General features: G+C 66.0%; 12 protein-coding genes and 1 tRNA gene. 7 read left to right on the forward strand and 6 right to left on the reverse strand.

Features of this window, described 5'->3' with window-relative positions:
- Positions 1–30 precede the first annotated feature (30 nt).
- A complete protein-coding gene (locus ABID41_RS11335) occupies positions 31–318 on the reverse strand; it encodes a SemiSWEET family sugar transporter (RefSeq protein ID WP_354297664.1) in 288 nt (95 codons plus the stop codon).
- Positions 319–344: 26 nt separating this feature from the next.
- On the reverse strand, positions 345–1,388 hold the full coding sequence (locus ABID41_RS11340) for a sulfate ABC transporter substrate-binding protein (protein WP_354297665.1): 1,044 nt from the start codon (positions 1,386–1,388) through the stop codon (positions 345–347).
- Between the two features lie 297 nt (positions 1,389–1,685).
- Between ABID41_RS11340 and ABID41_RS11345 the strand changes: the two genes are divergently transcribed.
- The 6 genes from ABID41_RS11345 to phoB all read left to right on the forward strand — a co-directional run bounded on the left by ABID41_RS11345 (position 1,686) and on the right by phoB (position 8,254).
- Positions 1,686–3,089: an ATP-binding protein gene (locus tag ABID41_RS11345; protein ID WP_354297666.1), complete on the forward strand. Its 1,404-nt coding sequence runs from the start codon at positions 1,686–1,688 to the stop codon at positions 3,087–3,089.
- 143 nt (positions 3,090–3,232) lie between these two features.
- A complete protein-coding gene (pstC, locus tag ABID41_RS11350; RefSeq protein WP_331931359.1) occupies positions 3,233–4,675 on the forward strand; it encodes a phosphate ABC transporter permease subunit PstC in 1,443 nt (480 codons plus the stop codon).
- Positions 4,668–5,960: a phosphate ABC transporter permease PstA gene (pstA, locus tag ABID41_RS11355; RefSeq protein WP_354297667.1), complete on the forward strand. Its 1,293-nt coding sequence runs from the start codon at positions 4,668–4,670 to the stop codon at positions 5,958–5,960. The genes pstC and pstA overlap by 8 nt, the downstream gene beginning before the upstream one ends.
- A 26-nt stretch (positions 5,961–5,986) precedes the next feature.
- Positions 5,987–6,835 (forward strand): phosphate ABC transporter ATP-binding protein PstB, encoded by an 849-nt coding sequence (gene pstB, locus ABID41_RS11360; RefSeq protein WP_354297668.1) that lies wholly within the window; start codon positions 5,987–5,989, stop codon positions 6,833–6,835.
- A gap of 11 nt (positions 6,836–6,846) precedes the next feature.
- Complete coding sequence (gene phoU / locus ABID41_RS11365) at positions 6,847–7,542, forward strand: phosphate signaling complex protein PhoU (protein ID WP_354297669.1); 696 nt, start codon at positions 6,847–6,849, stop codon at positions 7,540–7,542.
- A 19-nt stretch (positions 7,543–7,561) separates the two neighbouring features.
- Positions 7,562–8,254: a phosphate regulon transcriptional regulator PhoB gene (gene phoB, locus ABID41_RS11370; protein WP_331931352.1), complete on the forward strand. Its 693-nt coding sequence runs from the start codon at positions 7,562–7,564 to the stop codon at positions 8,252–8,254.
- Here the strand turns inward: phoB and ABID41_RS11375 are convergent.
- Positions 8,230–9,132, reverse strand: coding sequence for a PfkB family carbohydrate kinase (locus ABID41_RS11375; protein WP_354297670.1), 903 nt, complete (start codon positions 9,130–9,132; stop codon positions 8,230–8,232). The genes phoB and ABID41_RS11375 overlap by 25 nt on opposite strands.
- A 218-nt stretch (positions 9,133–9,350) precedes the next feature.
- On the opposite strand from ABID41_RS11375, the gene ABID41_RS11380 reads away from it, so the two are divergent.
- A tRNA-Gly gene (locus tag ABID41_RS11380) sits at positions 9,351–9,425 on the forward strand.
- Between the two features lie 475 nt (positions 9,426–9,900).
- Here ABID41_RS11380 and dpdD read toward each other — a convergent pair.
- The 3 genes from dpdD to dpdJ are packed head-to-tail and all read right to left on the reverse strand — an operon-like array spanning position 9,901 to position 17,269.
- Positions 9,901–12,192, reverse strand: coding sequence for a protein DpdD (gene dpdD / locus ABID41_RS11385; RefSeq protein ID WP_354297671.1), 2,292 nt, complete (start codon positions 12,190–12,192; stop codon positions 9,901–9,903).
- Positions 12,189–12,728 carry a phospholipase D-like domain-containing protein DpdK gene (dpdK, locus tag ABID41_RS11390; protein WP_354297672.1) on the reverse strand — a complete coding sequence of 180 codons (540 nt, stop codon included), beginning with the start codon at positions 12,726–12,728 and terminating at the stop codon, positions 12,189–12,191. The genes dpdD and dpdK overlap by 4 nt, the downstream gene beginning before the upstream one ends.
- The gene (gene dpdJ / locus ABID41_RS11395) at positions 12,725–17,269 is read right to left on the reverse strand and encodes a protein DpdJ (RefSeq protein ID WP_354297673.1); all 4,545 of its coding nucleotides are present in this window, start codon (positions 17,267–17,269) and stop codon (positions 12,725–12,727) included. Before dpdJ ends, dpdK begins: the two co-directional genes overlap by 4 nt.
- Position 17,270 lies beyond the last annotated feature (1 nt).

Genomic DNA, 17,270 nt, shown 5'->3' on the forward strand with positions numbered 1-17,270 from the left:
GGGCTTTGCTGGGCGCCAACTGTGGTGCGCTCACCTGCCTCGGAAACGCCACTTCAGGCTGAGGATGACGCCAGAGAGGATCAGGCAGACGGTGTTGGCGGCGGCGACCGGCCAGCTTCTGGTGAGGAAGCCATAGGCCGTCCACAAGGCAAAGCCGGTGACCGTCACCACGTACATGCGCAGGCTGATCGAGGATGCGTCCTTATCGCGCCAGATCTTGGCGATCTGCGGGGTGAAGCTCGCCATCGAGCACAGGGCCGCGGCGGTTCCGATCAGGTCGGGGAGGGAAGGGCTCATGCCGGCGAAACGAGCCGGCATGGCCGCGGTTGCCGTAAGCGGCCGACTTAGCGGGGGCGATAGATCCTGTCGAATACGCCGCCGTCGGCGAAGTGCGTCGCCTGGGCCTTCTTCCAGCCGCCGAAGTCGGCATCGATGGTCGCCATCGGGATCTGTGGAAACTTACTGGCCCACTTCGCGGCGGCGGCCTCGTTGCGCGGGCGATAGTGGTTCTTGCCGATCAGGTCCTGGGCGATGGGGCTGTAGAGGAAGTTCAGATAGCCCTGGGCGATCGTCCGGGTCTTCTTGCGGTCGACGACCTTATCGACCAGCGCCACTGGTGGCTCGGCCAGGATCGAGTAGCTTGGATATACGATGTCGACCTTGCCGGGACCTAGCTCGGCGATCGCCAGGTGGGCCTCGTTCTCCCAGGAAAGCAGGACGTCGCCGATGCCGCGCTGGACGAAGGTGGTGGTGGCGCCGCGGGCGCCGGTGTCGAGCACCGGCACGTGCTTGAAGAGCTCGGCGACGAAGGCCTGGGCCTTCGCAGGCGAGCCTCCGGGCTGGCGCAGCGCCCAGGCCCAAGCGGCGAGATAGTTCCACCTGGCGCCGCCGGAGGTCTTCGGATTGGGCGTGACCACATCAACGCCGGGCTTGATGAGATCGCCCCAGTCGCGGATCTGCTGCGGGTTGCCCTTGCGCACCAGGAACACGATGGTCGAGGTGTAGGGCGTGGAGTTGTTCGGCAGGCGCGACTGCCAGTTCGCCGGCAACAGCCGCGCCTTGGCGGCGATCTCGTCAATGTCGCTGGCCAGCGCCAGGGTGACCACGTCCGCCTGCAGGCCGTCGATCACCGAGCGGGCCTGCTTGCCCGACCCGCCGTGGCTCTGCTGGATCACCACGTCCTGGCGAACCTTGGCCTTCCAGTAGCGCGCATAGGCGGCGTTGATGTCCTTGTAGAGCTCGCGGGTGGGGTCGTAGCTCACATTGAGCAAGGTCACCGCCTTGCCCTGGGCCATCGCCGGAAGGGCGGGCAGGGTCGCCGCCGAGGCGCTCGCGAGGCCGGCGGCGACGATCCCACGGCGCGACGGAGTTGGAGCGGTGTCACTCATGGAGATTGGTCCTCGTTCTTCAGCGCAGTTTCTTGACGGCAGGCAGTTCGAGGTGAGGTCCAGCGTTCAGTAACGCCGGGACGCCGCCGCCGGCTCCCGAGTCCCGATCCGATTGGATGCCCTCACGCTGTCGCTATCAACAAGATATTTCCCATCGAGAAAATAGAAATTGGCTTCAAGCCGCCGCAGATTTGCTGACAAGGGGCCCGCGCGCTCCACGCTGTTCTTGGGCGCCTGTCATTGCGATGACATAAGGGTCGGGCTTCGTTTGGTTTTGTGGTTCAGGATCGATTCGCCTTGGCGCTAACGCCGTCGTCCTCGCCGTACGCTCCGCCCGCCTGGCTTGGCCCGGTCGGACCCGTGCTGGCGGCCGGTGGCTCGGGCGTCTTCGCGATCCTCGGGTTCGGCATGCTGGTTGGAGCCGACCCGAAGGCGGTCGCCTGGATGGTTCTGCTGGTCGGTGGCGTGACCGGGCTGGCGGCCTGGCATGTCGTTGAGCGCCTCGCCGCGATCGAGCCTCCCGTCGGAAGCTTCGAGCGCGCCGCGCATGAAGATGCGCCGCCCTATGCGAGCCTGATCGACGCCCTGCCCGATCCGGTGCTGGTGATCGCCGCCCATGAACCCGACGATCTGACCGGCCGAAGGTTCGTCCTCGCCAATTCAGCGGCGCGGAAGCTGTTGCGGGTCCAGTACGACGCGGGCCTGCTGGTCACGGTGATCCGCGACCCGGACGTGCTTGAGGCGGTGGACACGGCGCTGTTCGGCGACGCGGAGGCCGAGGCGGTCTACGAGATGGGCGGCTCCCAGGACCGGGTTATGCGGGCGACCGCCAAGCCCCTGGGACCGGCTCCGGATGGGGCTCACCTGGCCTTGCTGGTGCTGCGCGACGAGACCGACATCCGCCGCGCCGAACGCACGCGCGCCGACTTTCTGGCCAACGCCAGCCACGAACTGCGCACCCCGCTGGCCTCCCTGTCGGGCTTCATCGAAACCCTGCGCGGGCATGCGCGCGACGACGCCGGCGCGCGCGAGAAGTTCCTCAGCATCATGCAGGCCCAGGCCGATCGCATGTCCCGGCTGATCGACGACCTGCTGTCGCTGAGCAGGATCGAGCTCAACGAGCACATCGCCCCTCACGGCGAGGTCGACCTGGCCATGGCCATCGGCGACGTCATCGATTCTCTTGGGCCTCTGGCGCGCGACCGGGGGGTGCGGCTGGAGACCCAGGACATGCCCGGCCGGGGCGAGGCGCTGGTGGCCGGGGATCGCGACCAGATCGTCCAGGTCATCCAGAATCTGATCGACAACGCCATCAAGTACACGCCAAGCGGCGAGGCGGTCCGGATATCGATGCGCAACAAGGCATCGGCGGCGGCCGCGGCGGCTCCGGGCGATTCTCGGGCCGCGCGCTTCTCGCTGCTGACCCCCGACCGGGCCTCGGATCTCTATGCGGCCGTGCGGGTCCGCGATGCGGGCGTGGGCCTGGCGCGAGAGCATCTTCCGCGTCTGACCGAGCGGTTCTACCGCGTCGAGGGGCAGAAGAGCGGCGAGCGCTCGGGCACCGGCCTTGGGCTGGCCATTGTCAAGCACATCGTCAATCGCCACAGGGGCGGCCTTGCCGTCGAGAGCATCCAGGGGGAAGGCGCGACCTTCACGGCCTATTTCCCCCTCGCCCGGCACGAGGTCGTCGGCGAAGCCTAGGCCTTCGCGGCCGCACGACGCTTTTCGTAATGAAACTGTCACGGAACTGTCGCGTGCGGACATCATAAGGCGGGCAATTTCCAGCCCGGGCGGGCAGGCGACATCGGTCGCTCAATCTCGTCCGTGCAAGGCATGGACTTCGAATGCTCACCTGGATCGCCCTGACGGCGCTGTTGCTGTTCTCGATCGCCACCTACATGGCCGCCCGTCGCCGGGTGGTGGCGGCGAGCGGCGGCAAGACGGCCGCGCTTCATTCGCTGCCTGGCTACTACGGAACCTATGCGGCGCTTTGGGTCGGCGCGCCCGCGGCCCTGCTGGTGCTGGTGCTGGCCATGTTCGGCCCGCGCCTGGAGGCCGGCGTCCTTCGCGTCGATCCGCCGGCGGCGGTGCAGAATCTGACCGGGCCGCAGCAGGACGTCTTCTACAACGACGCCCGGGCCATCGCGCATGGCGGCCGACCCAGCGAGACGATCTATGACGGCCCGCTGAAGACCGCGCTGGACGAGAAGGCGGCCCAGTCGCAGCGGATCAGCGGCCTGATCGAGTACGGCGCCATCGGACTGGCGGTCATCCTCGCCGGCGCCGGGGCGGTCATCGCATTTCCGCGGATCTCGCCCCAATTCCGGGCGCGCAACAAGGTCGAAGGCTGGATCGCCGGCCTCTTCATCGCCTGCTCGGTCACCGCCGTCCTGACCACGATCGGGATCGTCGGCTCGCTCGTCTGGGAAAGCTGGCGCTTCTTCCAGGCCGTGCCGATCCACGAGTTCCTGTTCGGGACCGAATGGAACCCGCAGATCGCGATGCGGGCCGACCAGTTCGCCGGGGCCGGAGCCTTCGGCGCGGTGCCGCTGTTCGTCGGCACCTTCCTGATCATGCTGATCGCGATGATCGTGGCCGCTCCTATCGGCTTGTTTTCGGCCATCTACCTCTCGGAATACGCCAGTTCGCTGAGCCGGTCGGTGGTCAAGCCGCTGCTGGAGATTCTCGCGGGCGTGCCGACGGTGGTCTACGGCTTCTTCGCGGCGCTGACCGTCGGCCCGCTCTTCCGCGCCTTCTTCAACTGGATCGGCGCCCAGATCGCCGGAGGTCCGTTCGATGGCCTCGGCCAGTACCTCATGCAGGTGCAGAACCAGATGGCGCTGGTGGCCGGGGCGGTCATGGGGATCATGCTGATCCCGTTCGTCTCCTCGCTTTCGGACGACATCATCAACGCCGTGCCGCAGTCGCTGCGTGACGGCAGCCTGGCCATGGGGGCCACCCGGTCGGAGACGATCAAGAAGGTCGTGCTGCCGGCGGCCCTGCCGGGGATCATGGCGGCCATGCTGCTTGCCATCTCCCGCGCCGTCGGCGAGACCATGATCGTCACCATGGCGGCCGGCCTTCAGGCCAAGACCACCCTCAACCCGCTGGACACCGTCACCACCGTAACCGTCCAGATCGTCACCCTGCTCACCGGCGACCAGGAGTTCGACAGCCCCAAGACCCTGTCGGCTTTCGGCCTGGGCCTCACCCTCTTCGTGGTGACCCTGATCCTGAACATCGTCGCCCTGCGCATCGTGCAGAAGTACCGGGAACAGTATGACTGACGCCGCTCTCCCGATCCCAGCGAACGACCTGCGTCAGGCCGTCGAGGCGCGGCTGAAGAAGCGCCATGCGCAGGAGATGCGCTTCCGCCTCTATGGCCGCCTGGCGATCATCGTCGCCCTGACCTTCCTGGTCCTGCTGATCGGTCGGATCGTCCACCAGGGCTATACGACCTTCATCGACTATCGCATCGGCGTTCCGGTCTATCTCGATCCGGCCCGCATCGATAAGGCGGACCCGACCGGCGCCAACTACGACCTGATGGTCTCCGAGGCCGTGCTCAAGAAGTTGGGCGAGCAGGACGACGAGTTCGGCCGCAAGGCCGGCAAGGTCGCCGAGATCATGTCGAACGACCTGGGCTTCCAGCTCCTGGCCAAGGTTCGCACCGATCCGTCGCTGATCGGCCAGACCGTCACGGTGACCGGTCCGCTGAAGTCGGATGCGGCCCTCTACTTCAAGGGCGAGATCAGGCGCGCCATCCCGCAGGGCGAGCGCAAGCTGGACGACCAGCAACTCGACTGGCTCGACAAGCTCAAGGCCTCCGGCGCGGTGTCGTCGGGCTTCAACTTCGGCTTCCTCACCCGTTCGGACTCCACCGAGCCCGAGCAGGCCGGGGTGCTCGGCGCCATCGTCGGTTCGGCCATGATGCTGCTGGTGACGGCCCTTCTGGCGGTGCCGATCGGGGTGCTGGCCGCGACCTATCTCGAGGAATTCGCCCCGAAGAACCGTTGGACCGACCTCATCGAGGTCAACATCAACAACCTCGCCGCCGTGCCTTCGATCGTCTACGGCCTGCTCGGCCTGGCCGTGTTCATCAACTGGCTGGCCGTGCCGCGGTCTTCCCCCCTGGTAGGCGGCCTGGTGCTGGCGCTGATGGCGCTGCCGACGGTGATCATCGCCACGCGCTCGGCCCTGAAGGCCGTGCCGCCTTCGATCCGCGAGGCCGCTCTCGGCATCGGCGCCTCGCGCACCCAGACCGTCTTCCACCACGTGCTGCCGCTGGCTATGCCGGGCGTGATGACCGGGTCCATCCTGTCCCTGGCTCACGCCCTGGGGGAGACCGCGCCCCTGCTGATGATCGGCATGGTGTCCTTCGTGCCAGGCGTGCCGGCCGGGTTCACCGGCGCGGCGACCGTTCTGCCCGTCCAGGTGTTCATCTGGGAGAACGCTTCCGAGCGCGGCTTCCACGAGCGCACCGCCGCAGCGATCATCGTGCTGCTGGTGTTCATGATCGTCATGAACCTGGCCGCCATCCTGGTCCGGCGCCGGTTCGAGCGGCGGTGGTAGCCATGCCCCAAGTACCGAGGCTTTTCATGACCAATCAGCGAGACGACGCCATGGCGCACGACGCCGCTGCCCCCGTCCACATCGCCGTCGACCGCGGCCACACCACCCTGCCGGTCAGCCCGGTGAAGATCCGCGCCCGCGACGTCTGCGTCTTCTATGGCGATAAGCAGGCCCTGTTCGACGTGTCGCTCGACGTGCCGGAGAAGTCGGTCACCGCCCTAATCGGGCCGTCCGGCTGCGGCAAGTCCACCTTCCTGCGCACGATCAACCGGATGAACGACACCATCCCGGGCGCCCGCGTCAGCGGCCGCATCGAGCTGGATGGCGAGGACGTGAACGATCGCGGGATCGATCCGGTGGTGCTGCGCGCGCGGGTCGGGATGGTGTTCCAGAAGCCGAACCCGTTCCCCAAGACCATCTTCGAAAATGTGGCCTATGGCCCGCGCATCCACGGGATCGCGTCCAGCAAGAGCGAGCTTGAAGGAATCGTCGAATCCTCACTCAAGCGCGCGGGCCTGTGGACCGAGGTCGCCGACCGGCTCCACCAACCCGGCACTGGCCTGTCGGGCGGCCAGCAGCAGCGCCTGGTGATCGCGCGGGCGATCGCCGTCAGCCCGGAAGTCATCCTGATGGACGAACCCTGCTCGGCCCTGGACCCGATCGCCACCGCGCGGATCGAGGAACTCATCGACGAACTGCGCAACCAGTACTGCATCGTCATCGTCACCCACTCGATGGCTCAGGCGGCGCGCGTCTCCCAGAAGACCGCCTTCTTCCACCTGGGCAAGCTGGTGGAGGCGGGCCCGACCGGGGAGATCTTCACCAATCCCCGGGACAGCCGCACCCAGGACTACATCACCGGTCGCTTCGGTTAGGGGGCCGCGACATGAACGAGCACATCGTCAAATCCTACGAAGACGAACTGAATGCGCTGACCGCCGATTGCGCGCGCATGGGCGGGCTGACCGAGGCGCAGGTCGCCGACGCCCTGGAAGCGGTCGTGCGGCGCGACCAGGGGCTGGCCGAGGCCGTCGTCGAGCGCGACGATCGTCTGGACCTGTTGGAGGCCGACATCGAGCGCAAGGCGATCCGGCTGATCGCGCTGCGCCAGCCCATGGCCAACGATCTGCGCAAGACCGTGGCGGCGATGAAGATCGCCTCCAACCTCGAGCGCTGCGGCGACCTGGCCAAGAACATCGCCAAGCGCACGATGATCCTCAACGAGGTCGAGCCGATCAGCCCGCTGACCCGCTCGATCGAGCGGATGGGCCGTCTGGTCATGGGGCGGCTGAAGGACGTGCTGGACGCCTATACCGGATCGGACCTCGACCGGGCGCTGGCGGTCTGGTCGCGCGACGACGAGGTGGACGAGCACTACAACAGCCTCTTCCGCGAACTGCTGACCTACATGATGGGCGATCCGCGCACGATCACCGCCTGCGCGCACCTGCTGTTCGTCGCCAAGAACCTCGAGCGCATCGGCGACCACGCCACCAACATCGCCGAGATCATCCACTACGAGATCACCGGCGAGGAAAAGATCGCCGCCGAGCGCCCCAAGACCGACGCGCTGCGACCGTAACCGTTAGGAGCATCCGAAATTGACGCCGCACATCCTGGTCGTTGAAGACGAAGACGCCCTCTCGACCCTGCTGCAGTACAACCTCGACAAGGAGGGCTACGACGTGGTCGTGGCCGGTGACGGGGAAGAGGCGCTGACCCTGGTCTCCGAGCGCCTGCCGGACATCATCATCCTCGACTGGATGCTTCCGAAGATCTCCGGGATCGAGGTTTGCCGCCGTCTGCGCCAGCGCTCGGAAAGCCGCAACGTCCCGATCATCATGCTGACCGCCCGCGGCGAAGAGAGCGACCGCATCCGGGGCCTGGACACCGGCGCCGACGACTACATCGTCAAGCCGTTCGCCATGAGCGAGCTGTCGGCGCGTATCCGCGCGGTGCTGCGGCGGATCCGGCCGGGCCTGGCCGAGGATCGCGTCCACATCGGCGATCTGACCATCGACCGCGTCGCTCACCGGGTGAAGCGCGGCGGCAAGGAAATCCATCTCGGCCCGACCGAATTCCGCCTGCTGGACTACCTGATGCAGCACCCCGGCCGGGTGTTCTCGCGCGAGCAACTGCTGGACGCGGTCTGGGGCTCGGATGTCTATGTCGAGGCGCGCACCGTGGACGTCCACGTCGGCCGCCTGCGCAAGGCGCTGAACAAGGACGACACCACGGTCGACCCGATCCGCACCGTGCGATCCGCCGGCTACTCCCTGGACATGGACGCCTGACGATCCGGCGGCCGCTCGACGAACCGGCCGAACGTGTGCGGCGGCGCATCGACGGGGGCCGATCCCTCCAGTTCGACCGCCGCTCCGCCCCAGGCGCAGGCGTGCTCCAGAGCGCGCTGAATCGGCGCGCCTGCCAGGAGAGCATCGAGCAGTCCCGCGGCGAAGATGTCGCCTGCGCCCGTCGCGTCGCGCATGGTCCTGGGCTGGCCGGCCACCGTGATGGCGTTGGCAGGGCCGTGGGCGACCGCACCGGCTGCGCCGTGCGTGACCACCAGCCATTGCAGTCTCGGGCCAAGCCTCGCCCTCGCCGCCTCGTAGGTTAGGGCGCTCGCTTCAAGGTCGTCGGCGGAGGCCACGACCACGTCCGCTTGGCCATTGTAGGCCCGCGTGGGCCAGTGCAGGACCACCGGCCCTTGAGTCGCTTGCGCCCAATCGGCGGCGCCACCGTAGGCGGCGCGGATGAACAGGCCGTCTGGCCGTACGTCGGGCCACGCCGAGGGGGCGGCGATTGGCGACGGTCCACCTTGCGCCGGTTCGTCGAGCCCGATGATGGTTCGCTCGCCGCCCGGGTCGATGAAGATGAGGGTCCTGGAACTGGCGCCCGGCCGCAGACTGGTGAAGCGGAGATCGAGGCCGGCGGCTTCCGCGAGGCGGCGCGCCTCCAAACCGTCCGCGTCGTCGCTCAAGCTCGAGGCCACCAGCACCTGGTGGCCCGCCGAGCGCAGGGCGCAGCCGGCGTTCGAGCCGCTGCCGCCGAGCCTTCCGCCTAGCATCCTGCCCTGCGAAACGCCCCGCGCGCGGCCGCCCGAGCGGACCGGTCGGTCGAGCCGGATCGGACGATCGAGCGCCACCGCGCCAATGACGAGAACGAGAGCCATGGGATGCTTTTCACAGGATAGCGAGGCGGCGTGACGGTCAGGCCGCATGCGATGTGGACTGCGGGGCGACAAATCCGCTGCTTGTGCCGGGAGCCGCTTCGTCCCGGTTGTTTTCGCGGCCCCGTGCGATCAAGCAAAGAGAAGGCGACGACGACGCTTGGCCCCGGCCAAGGACCCGTCTATGTTCCGCGCCCGGCCGCGTCGTGCGCAGGCCGTTTGCGGGCGTAGCTCAGGGGTAGAGCGTCAGCTTCCCAAGCTGAATGTCGTGGGTTCGAATCCCATCGCCCGCTCCAATTTTTCAATGACTTAGCCGACCACCAGGCACTCCATTTTGGAGCATTTGGGAGTCCGTTTTGCAAAACGGTTCGCGGGGCGTTCTGGGGCGATGTGCGATCCGCGAGCCAGGCGCATGTGCGTGCAGGTCTCCTCGTGGCGTCCAGGTATCTGCCTTAATCCTGGGGGCAGCCTGGATTGGGCTCGGAGAGCTTCCGGGCATCTAGCCCGGCAGCGGTGGCTCCAGCGTCGACGACGCTCCGGCCCCACGATCAGCATCGAGTACGCCATGCTGCTAGCATCGCTCCTAACCATGGTGCTAGCACTGAAGCCTCAACGACAGCTCCGGAACGGCCCCCTCACCGGAGGGACACGATATATCGCGGAGAGATCGATCTGCTGGTTCGGCGGATCGACGTCTGTGATCGGTTTCAGATTGATGCTAACGCGCCGGGCCGGCACAACGATTGACCGCGCTGTCACTACTGGCTGTTACTACTGCGCTGCAGCTCGCACGGCGCTCACAAGGCTCGCGGTGCCCTTACCTGCGGCATAGACGGGATCGCGACCGTCCAGCGCGTCCTTGACGCAGAAGAACGCCTGGTGACTGCTGCTACGCCAAGCAAAAACGAAGATGTCCGATGTTCGGGCGAGGTTCGTGAGCGCTGATGTGCAGACCGTGTCGGAATTGACCTCGACTGTGCAGGTCGGGAACAGCTCTTCTAATGCCGCCTTCGCGCGCGCTCCCGCCGCTCCGGTCAATGTGTAGATGCCAATGGTCTTGCCGCTGAGTGTGGCGACGGCGTCGCCGGGGGCCGCCGTTGTCGCGGCCGGGCGAAGGTCAGCGATCGCAGATGGATCGACACCGTAGTCCTGCGCCAGGAACTCGATCGGCAGGAAGTCATGGTCGCCGAGCCGATGGGCAAACGCCCGAGACTGGCTGATGACTTTGAGGAAGAATCTCAACCTGGCGGCCCCCGCCTCCTCTGACGGGCTCGGGGAAATCGCCAGCAGTTCGCAAACATCCAATGCCCACGCGAGGTTGGCGTAGGACGTCACGCGGTCTTGGACTGCCTCGACGTCAGCGATGGTGGTTAGATAGTCGTGGGTACTGAGGCCGAGATCGAGAAGCACGGAGACGACCGCGCTCAAGATATCGAGATCCTCCCGGGCGATGGCTTCGTCCATCGCGATCAAGAGCACGATCACGTTGGCCACGGGTCGAACCGCTTGGGTCGGTGGCTCTTCCTCAGGGAAAAGAGCCGCCACGATCAAGGGCAAGCAGCGCCGGGCGACGTCCGCGGCCGCGCCCGTCAGGTTCCCGATGAGGTCTGCAAATTCCGCGCAGGCCTGGGTGTTCCGACGTAATGCCGCAGCATCCCAGGTCGAACGATCATTGAGCACCTCGGTTTCGGCGTCTTCGACTGAGGACCCTTCCGCTAGTCGTCTCGCCCACCGCATCCACCCAGGCGGGTCGTCTGCTGTTTCATCGGACCTAGGCGCGAGGGGCACGGTTTCGCGCAGCGCTTCCAGCCGGCCGATCAGGGCTCCAGGCAGGGTAGGGTGGGTGGACGAGCAGCCGTCGAAGGCGTCGATGAGGCGTGATCGGGCCTCGGTCGTCCCGATGAACTGGGCGCACGACAGGAGCGCGCTCAACGATTTTTTGCTCAGAGGCCGAGTGAGGTAGAGTTCGAATGCGCGGTCGTATTGACCGTCTTCGAACGCCTCCTGGGCCGCATCCTCGTCCTCGACTGAGCCGTCGACCGGCGTCGGAGCGGCGGGGGTCGCGGGCGCGACGGGAGGCGCAACCGGCGGAGCATCAGGCCTCGTCAGGAAGGCCTCAGCCCAGGCTGCGTCTTCAGCCGGGAGGAGACTCAACAATCCGTCGAGGATCTCGGCGTTGGGCTTGGGTTGTTGGCTCTCGTAAAGGCAGAAGGCCTTGATCACCCGCGGGGTGCGCACGCCGTGACGCGAGGCGAACAAGCGCGGGAAGGGCTGGGCGATGCGATCGGCAAAGACCCGCTGAACCGAGGCGGCATCGCCTGAGGCCTCAGCCGCGTCGAGATAGACCCGGTAGAGCGCCTCGACGAGGTCCGCCAGGGTCTGAGGCGGCAAGGGCAAGTCGGCCAGGGTTTTGATCGTCCAGTGGTCTCGGGCGATCTGCTCCCACTGTCCGAGGCCAGCCTTCAACCGGATGTCGAGGAACCGCAGGTTCTCTTCGTTCAAACGGCCGGAAGCGCGCAACTCGCCGATAAGCGCCAACGCGCCGGCTTCGTCCCGAGCCAGCAAAGCCCGTTCCAATTCAAATCGAAGTCGACCGACGGGCCGCGGTTCGGAGGGTCCTATCTGAGGACGCGCACTCGCCAATCTCGCAAAAAGGGCAAGGCGTTCGGCGATCTTCGCGCGGTCCGGACCTCGGAATGCCAAGACCTGCCGCCCGAAGCGCGCCCGCATGGCCTCCGCCGTGGCGTTTCCTGGGTCGGCGCTCTGCAGGTGCGACAGGTACGAGGGGCCAAACCAGGCGCGAATGGTCGCGCGCAGCCGATGCTCACCTTCGGCGGTCGAGGCAGTGGCGTACCAGCCGGCGACCACGCCGTTGCGGTAGTAGGGCAGGATGATGGGCGCATCCGATGCGAGGTCCCGTAGGCGGGACAACCAGGGCGCTAGGGCTTCAAGCCTGTCGGCGGCGGCAGCGCCCGACTCGATATCGGCCCACGCGAGTTCATTCGGAGCCCCGAAGAACCGCTCAAGCCACGGCCTCTCCGTCTCGGGCAGGTCGGCGATCATGCGTCCAACCGTCCGTAGGACTCAAAGTTCAGGCGCGCTTCGGCGATCGTCTGTGTCGCCGTGTCGTACACCACCGTTTCGTCATTGAGTTCGAGACCGCGGTAGGTGAGGTTCATGGATCCCGTGAGGAGCCCGCGTTTGAGCAGGATACCCTTCACGTGGAGATGCTGGCGTCGAACGATCTGCAGCCGGTCCGAGAGTCCAGCCTCCTCAGCGCCGACTTTCAGGGCACCGAGAAAAACGTCGTTGTGCTCGTCGAAGTTGGTGGCCACGCCAAGGCGGGTTCCGCGCGCCATGAGGTACAGCGCGACTTCGATCAGCCGCACTTCACGGGCGCCCCACTCCGGATTGACGGCGCTGAAGCCGCCGGCGCGATTGTCGAAGAGGACGACGTTGCTGATCCATGGGCTGACCAGCCAAGCGCGCTGTCCACCCGGTGACGTCAACTCCCCCAACATCATCATCTGGAGCAGTTCACGCACCAGGTTCTGGCTGGTCGCCAAGCTTTTGAAGATGCGACGGCTCTGGAACGTCACTGCACGGCCTCCGCGATGTCGAGATCAACCTCGAAGGCGTTTTCGACACGGCGCACTGCCTGTACGCGCGCGTAGACGGACAGATAGCCGGTCTGGACCGGGTTGGTCGCCAGGAAGCTAAACGCATCGGCGAGGTCAGACGCGGCGCTCATGGGGCAGGCCAGGGTCGCGGCGCCGTCGCGGGCGAGTCGGTCCAGGCAACGGTCCTGCCAACCCGGCGACTCAATGCTGATGACTTCAAGCCCTCGGCCTAAGTGAGGTTTGAGCAGAAGCGGTTCGGGGAGCGGGAAGTCCAAGAACGGCGAGTAGAGGTTGAGGCCGGACCTACGGATGTGGGCGCCTCGAGGCCACAGTAAGCTGTAGATGACCGCGAAGCGCCACTGATCCGGATTGATCGTCGGCACGTCGATACCCGCGCCCAGGAGCGCCGCGTCGATGTCGTCCCGTCGCGACAGTCGATAGGCGATGACCCGCGCGTCCAACTCGACGCCCAGACGCGCTTCCTCCGCCGACCATCGCGTCAACCCGTCTAGCAGGAAGCTGTCGCTGGCCGGCCCAGACCCCGGCCGCAAGATCCTGTTCGCGATGGCTACGATGAAGGCGTGGAAGGTGACATAGCCATCTTCAGCAAGCGCCTGCCTCAGCGCGGTGAACCGGTGATGGCTCTCCAAGGCGCCGTAGGCAGCGCGGTATTGTGCTGTCGCTTCGGCGATATCCCCGCTGGGGCGGGCGTCCAGTTCTTCCAGGAATCGGACCATCTGGAAGTCGCTCAGGAGGAAGTCGTTATCGCGGAGCGCCGCGGTCATCAGGCTGAAAAACCGCCTTGGGTCGTCGGCATACTGCTTCAGAACCTCCTCGATCAGGCCGTTGCCGCCGGGAGAAAGCTCGCTGATCCAGACCTCGAGTGCAGGTGCCTCCGCGATTTCATCAACAGCTTCGCGGGGCCCGGGATCGATGTCAGCGACCAAGCTGTCGACGTCGATTTCCGGGCAGAGACTGGCGATCGCATTGGTCGCCGCTGCGGCGACCGTCGCTGCAAAGCGCCGCTGGAGCCAGGGCTCCCAATCCTCAGTCACCGGGTTCCAAAGGATGGCCGCCAAGCGGTGCAAGTCGGATACGACGGCGGTGTCGGCGAGGTGGTTCGAGAGAGCCTGGCGCAGTTTGTCCTGCGTGTTGCCGTGGGCGTCGGCGTCATCGACGATGGCCGACTGAAACAGGATAGTGAGTGTCTGGTCGAGCGACAGATCAGCCCGGCCGGAGGCGAGATTGTCGGCGGCCTCGCGTAGGGAGATCGACTTCGCCATCGCCTCGTTCGACAGCGCCGCGAGCAGGAGATGGGCGAGCCACTCACGAGCAAACGCGTTATCGACGTTGGCCAGATACGGGCCGCTCCTGGCCTGGTCGTGGAAGCGCGCCGTGCGAACTGCGCGATGAAGGGCGCTGTCTTCGGGCCCCAGCGCAGCCCACAGCGCCTCGGGAAGAGCGAGCTTCAGGCAAAGCGCATCGGTGCTCAGGCTGAACCCGATCGCCGCCGGCCTGCCGGCCTCGTCAAAGGTGAAGGTCTTTTGGGTCGCGCTGCCGTCCTTGAACCGTATTTCGGCGGCGCTCGCGACGGCAAAGCGCCGAACCTCGACGGGGGCTAGGTTCTGGTGGGTGAAGAACCGCACTTCGGAAAACAGATCGGCCCACGGGTCCCGCTGAGGCATCTCCAAGGCTAAGCCGGCCGCTCGCGCCACAATCTGGGACCGCCAGTCCAAGCGCGCCTGCGACGTGTCGAGGACATTGAAGGGCGTCTGGTCGGTGTTGATGCGCAACGGGCGATAGACGGGGTAGCGGTAGACGCCTGCCGGCGTGTTCACGGCCCAGTCGCCGAGCAGGTCCGTTTCCATGATCGCGGCAAGGCTAATGGCCTGCCGCGGATTGGCGTCCAAGGCTGGGCAAACCCAGTGGCGTTCAGCGGCATGGCTCAAGGCGAACCGTCGCGAGACGCGCCCAGGCGCGAAATCGCGCATCGCCTGGAGGATAGGCATGACCTGCGGTGGCGGTGTCTGGCCGCCGCGGGCTGGTAGGCCGATGAAGACCTCCGGCAGGTTCAAGTCGCTGAATAGATTGGCGGGCGCGAACTCCGGCAGCGGTGAGTTGGCGACCACGGTGTCGCCGGCCGCGCCTTGGCTCCCCCAGCCTGTCTCAAGCCGCCTAAGCGCTGTCGGCAGCACTTCCGTCAGCAAAGGTCGGGGGTAGTCCCAGAGGAGGAGCTCAATTTCCCGTTCTTCAAGTCGCAGCACGCGGCCCAAGAACGTGGCATACCGATCGCGTTCTGCCGGTTCGCTAAGAATCCGCATGATGGCCCGGGCCATTCGGCTTTGGCGATCTTGGTCCGGACGCCAATCGGTCGGACCGCTGAGATTTCTCCACACGCTGCCGTCGGGGGCGGCGTTAAGTTGCTGACCTAGGTAGTCGAGGGTGGCGTAAACGGACTGGATCCGGCGGACGTATCGGTTCCCCGTCGGAAGGCTCCGCACCGCTAGTTCCGGGTCGAAGAGTAGATCGTAGCCTTGATAGGCGATGCGATCGCGGCCGTAGTCCGAGAGCACCACGATTGTCCAAGGGCGCATTTTGCGGGACCGTCCAGCGCGCCCCTTCCGTTGCAGGAATTGGGCGACGTCGCGAGGCGCCTTGTGCTGGATCACCGCGCCCACGAGAGGATCGTTGAACCCGACCTCGAGGGTGGCCGTCGCCACCACGATGTCGAGGTTTTGCCCAACCCCCGGATCTGAGGACATGACCCTCCCAACCGCCTTGCGGTCTGTGCTGTCGAGGGGGTGGCCGATGTCCAGCGGGGCCTGCCAGTCCTGTCCGTGCAGCTTGCGCAGAAGGCTGGCCGACGGCCTGCGCAGTATGGCTAGGCCTCCTTGGGGGTGGTTTTGGGCGTCGAAGTTCCCCCACGAGTTTCGACCCTCGGCGTCCAACATCGCAAAATACATGCGATTGGTGACGTCGAGGTCGTCCGTGAACAGGAACAGCCGCTCGCCGAAGGCACCGCGGCTCTTGCGCTCACGGGGGCTGTCCAATAGTCGCGAGATGAGCATCGCGGCCTGGATCGTCGTCGACATTAGCGCGGTTTGCGAAACCGGGTCACCGCGCAAGGCGAGCATGTACTCCGCCCCTTCGTCGATCATGTCCGAGTTCGCCGGGGTGACCTCGACGGCGCTCTGCTCAGGCAGGCCGGTTAGCTGAGCCAGGAACTTGGCGCCGTCGCGAAGCGTCGCCGACAGCCCAACGAAACTCACGGACTTCTTCAACAACGTGCGCCAGCGCCGCAGGAGGAAGGCGACCTGGGCACCCGATCGCCCGGCGTAGGTGTGGACCTCGTCCAACAGCATGATTTCGACTGGACGCTCGGCCTTGGCCCCGAGACCGAAGAGATGTTGCGTCTCGGAGTCCGACATCCGTTGGTTCAACATCTCCGTCGTGGTGAACAGGATGTCCGGGGCGTTGGACTTCAGGCGCTCGCGGGTAAGAACGACTTCGTCTTCGAGGATGCGATGCCCACACGCGTCGCACCGCAGCCGTTCTACGTTCCGCTGCCGATCCTCGTGCAACCACACCAGGTTGCCTTGGCAGTCTTCGGTCGGGCAGCGGATGGACTCACAGATGATCCCGTCTCGGTGATCAGGCCATTTCCCACGCTTCTCATCGCCAAAACCCTGTTCTGCGGCCCTCGCGTTCGCCGGGGTCGGCCCGAAAAACGTGGCGATCAGGATTTTGCGTCTGCCCTGCGCCGCCAGGGTCGCATCGAGCGCACGCGCTTGGGCGTAAACCTCGGCGAATTGATCTTTCAGAAGTTCATTGCGCGGGTAGAGGGCGAGCACCTTCACCCAGCGGCTGCTGGGCTTGTCGCGACGGATGTGGGCGGCGATCCGCGCCATCGCCGGCAGGTAGAAGGCCAAGGTCTTGCCGCTGCCGGTTCCCGCGCTCACCAGGGTGGCTTGCGACGTGCCGCGGCCGAGCCCGGTCAGAATCCGTTTCGTTGCCGCGACCTGGAACTTCGCAAGCGTGAATGTAGGCCCGAAACCCCGCACGAGGACCTCCAGGGCGTTTCTCGCGTCGAGATCGCTGACGGCTTCGCCAATATCCTGGATCGCCGCATCGGCGGAGATGGACCGCCGCGGATACCGGCGGCGGCGCCAGATGAACCGAAAATCGGCGACGAGCGTGGGGGCATCCTGCCAGCCGATCGGGCCGGCATGCTTGGGGAAAAGTTGGCGCAGGCGAAACATCAACCTGACGCCTTCGGCCATTCTTGACCGGAAGCGTTCTCCCGGCTGGTCGCCGACTTCGAAAATCAAGGTCCGATCCAGGAGCGCGTGAACGACATCCTGTGCGTGGAGCAGGGTCAACCCGTCGAAGGAGGGGACCGCGTTCAGTGCATCATCGACGATTTCGTGGAGTTCAGCATGGGTCAGAAAAGCGTCGACAAGACCCCACGACAGTAGGCGCGCCTCACGCTGCTCGACCTGGTCGAGGACTTGGATCAGCAAA

The sequence above is a fragment of the Phenylobacterium koreense genome (genome assembly GCF_040545335.1).
Taxonomy (GTDB): domain Bacteria; phylum Pseudomonadota; class Alphaproteobacteria; order Caulobacterales; family Caulobacteraceae; genus Phenylobacterium; species Phenylobacterium koreense.

Excerpts from the sequence above, each read along its gene's own strand:
- pstB (WP_354297668.1), top strand. The coding sequence starts at position 5,987 with ATGACCAATCAGCGAGACGACGCCATGGCGCACGACGCCGCTGCCCCC.
- ABID41_RS11335 (WP_354297664.1), bottom strand. The coding sequence starts at position 318 with ATGCCGGCTCGTTTCGCCGGCATGAGCCCTTCCCTCCCCGACCTGATC.
- dpdD (WP_354297671.1), bottom strand. The coding sequence starts at position 12,192 with ATGATCGCCGACCTGCCCGAGACGGAGAGGCCGTGGCTTGAGCGGTTC.
- phoU (WP_354297669.1), top strand. The coding sequence starts at position 6,847 with ATGAACGAGCACATCGTCAAATCCTACGAAGACGAACTGAATGCGCTG.
- ABID41_RS11375 (WP_354297670.1), bottom strand. The coding sequence starts at position 9,132 with ATGGCTCTCGTTCTCGTCATTGGCGCGGTGGCGCTCGATCGTCCGATC.
- pstA (WP_354297667.1), top strand. The coding sequence starts at position 4,668 with ATGACTGACGCCGCTCTCCCGATCCCAGCGAACGACCTGCGTCAGGCC.
- pstC (WP_331931359.1), top strand. The coding sequence starts at position 3,233 with ATGCTCACCTGGATCGCCCTGACGGCGCTGTTGCTGTTCTCGATCGCC.
- ABID41_RS11340 (WP_354297665.1), bottom strand. The coding sequence starts at position 1,388 with ATGAGTGACACCGCTCCAACTCCGTCGCGCCGTGGGATCGTCGCCGCC.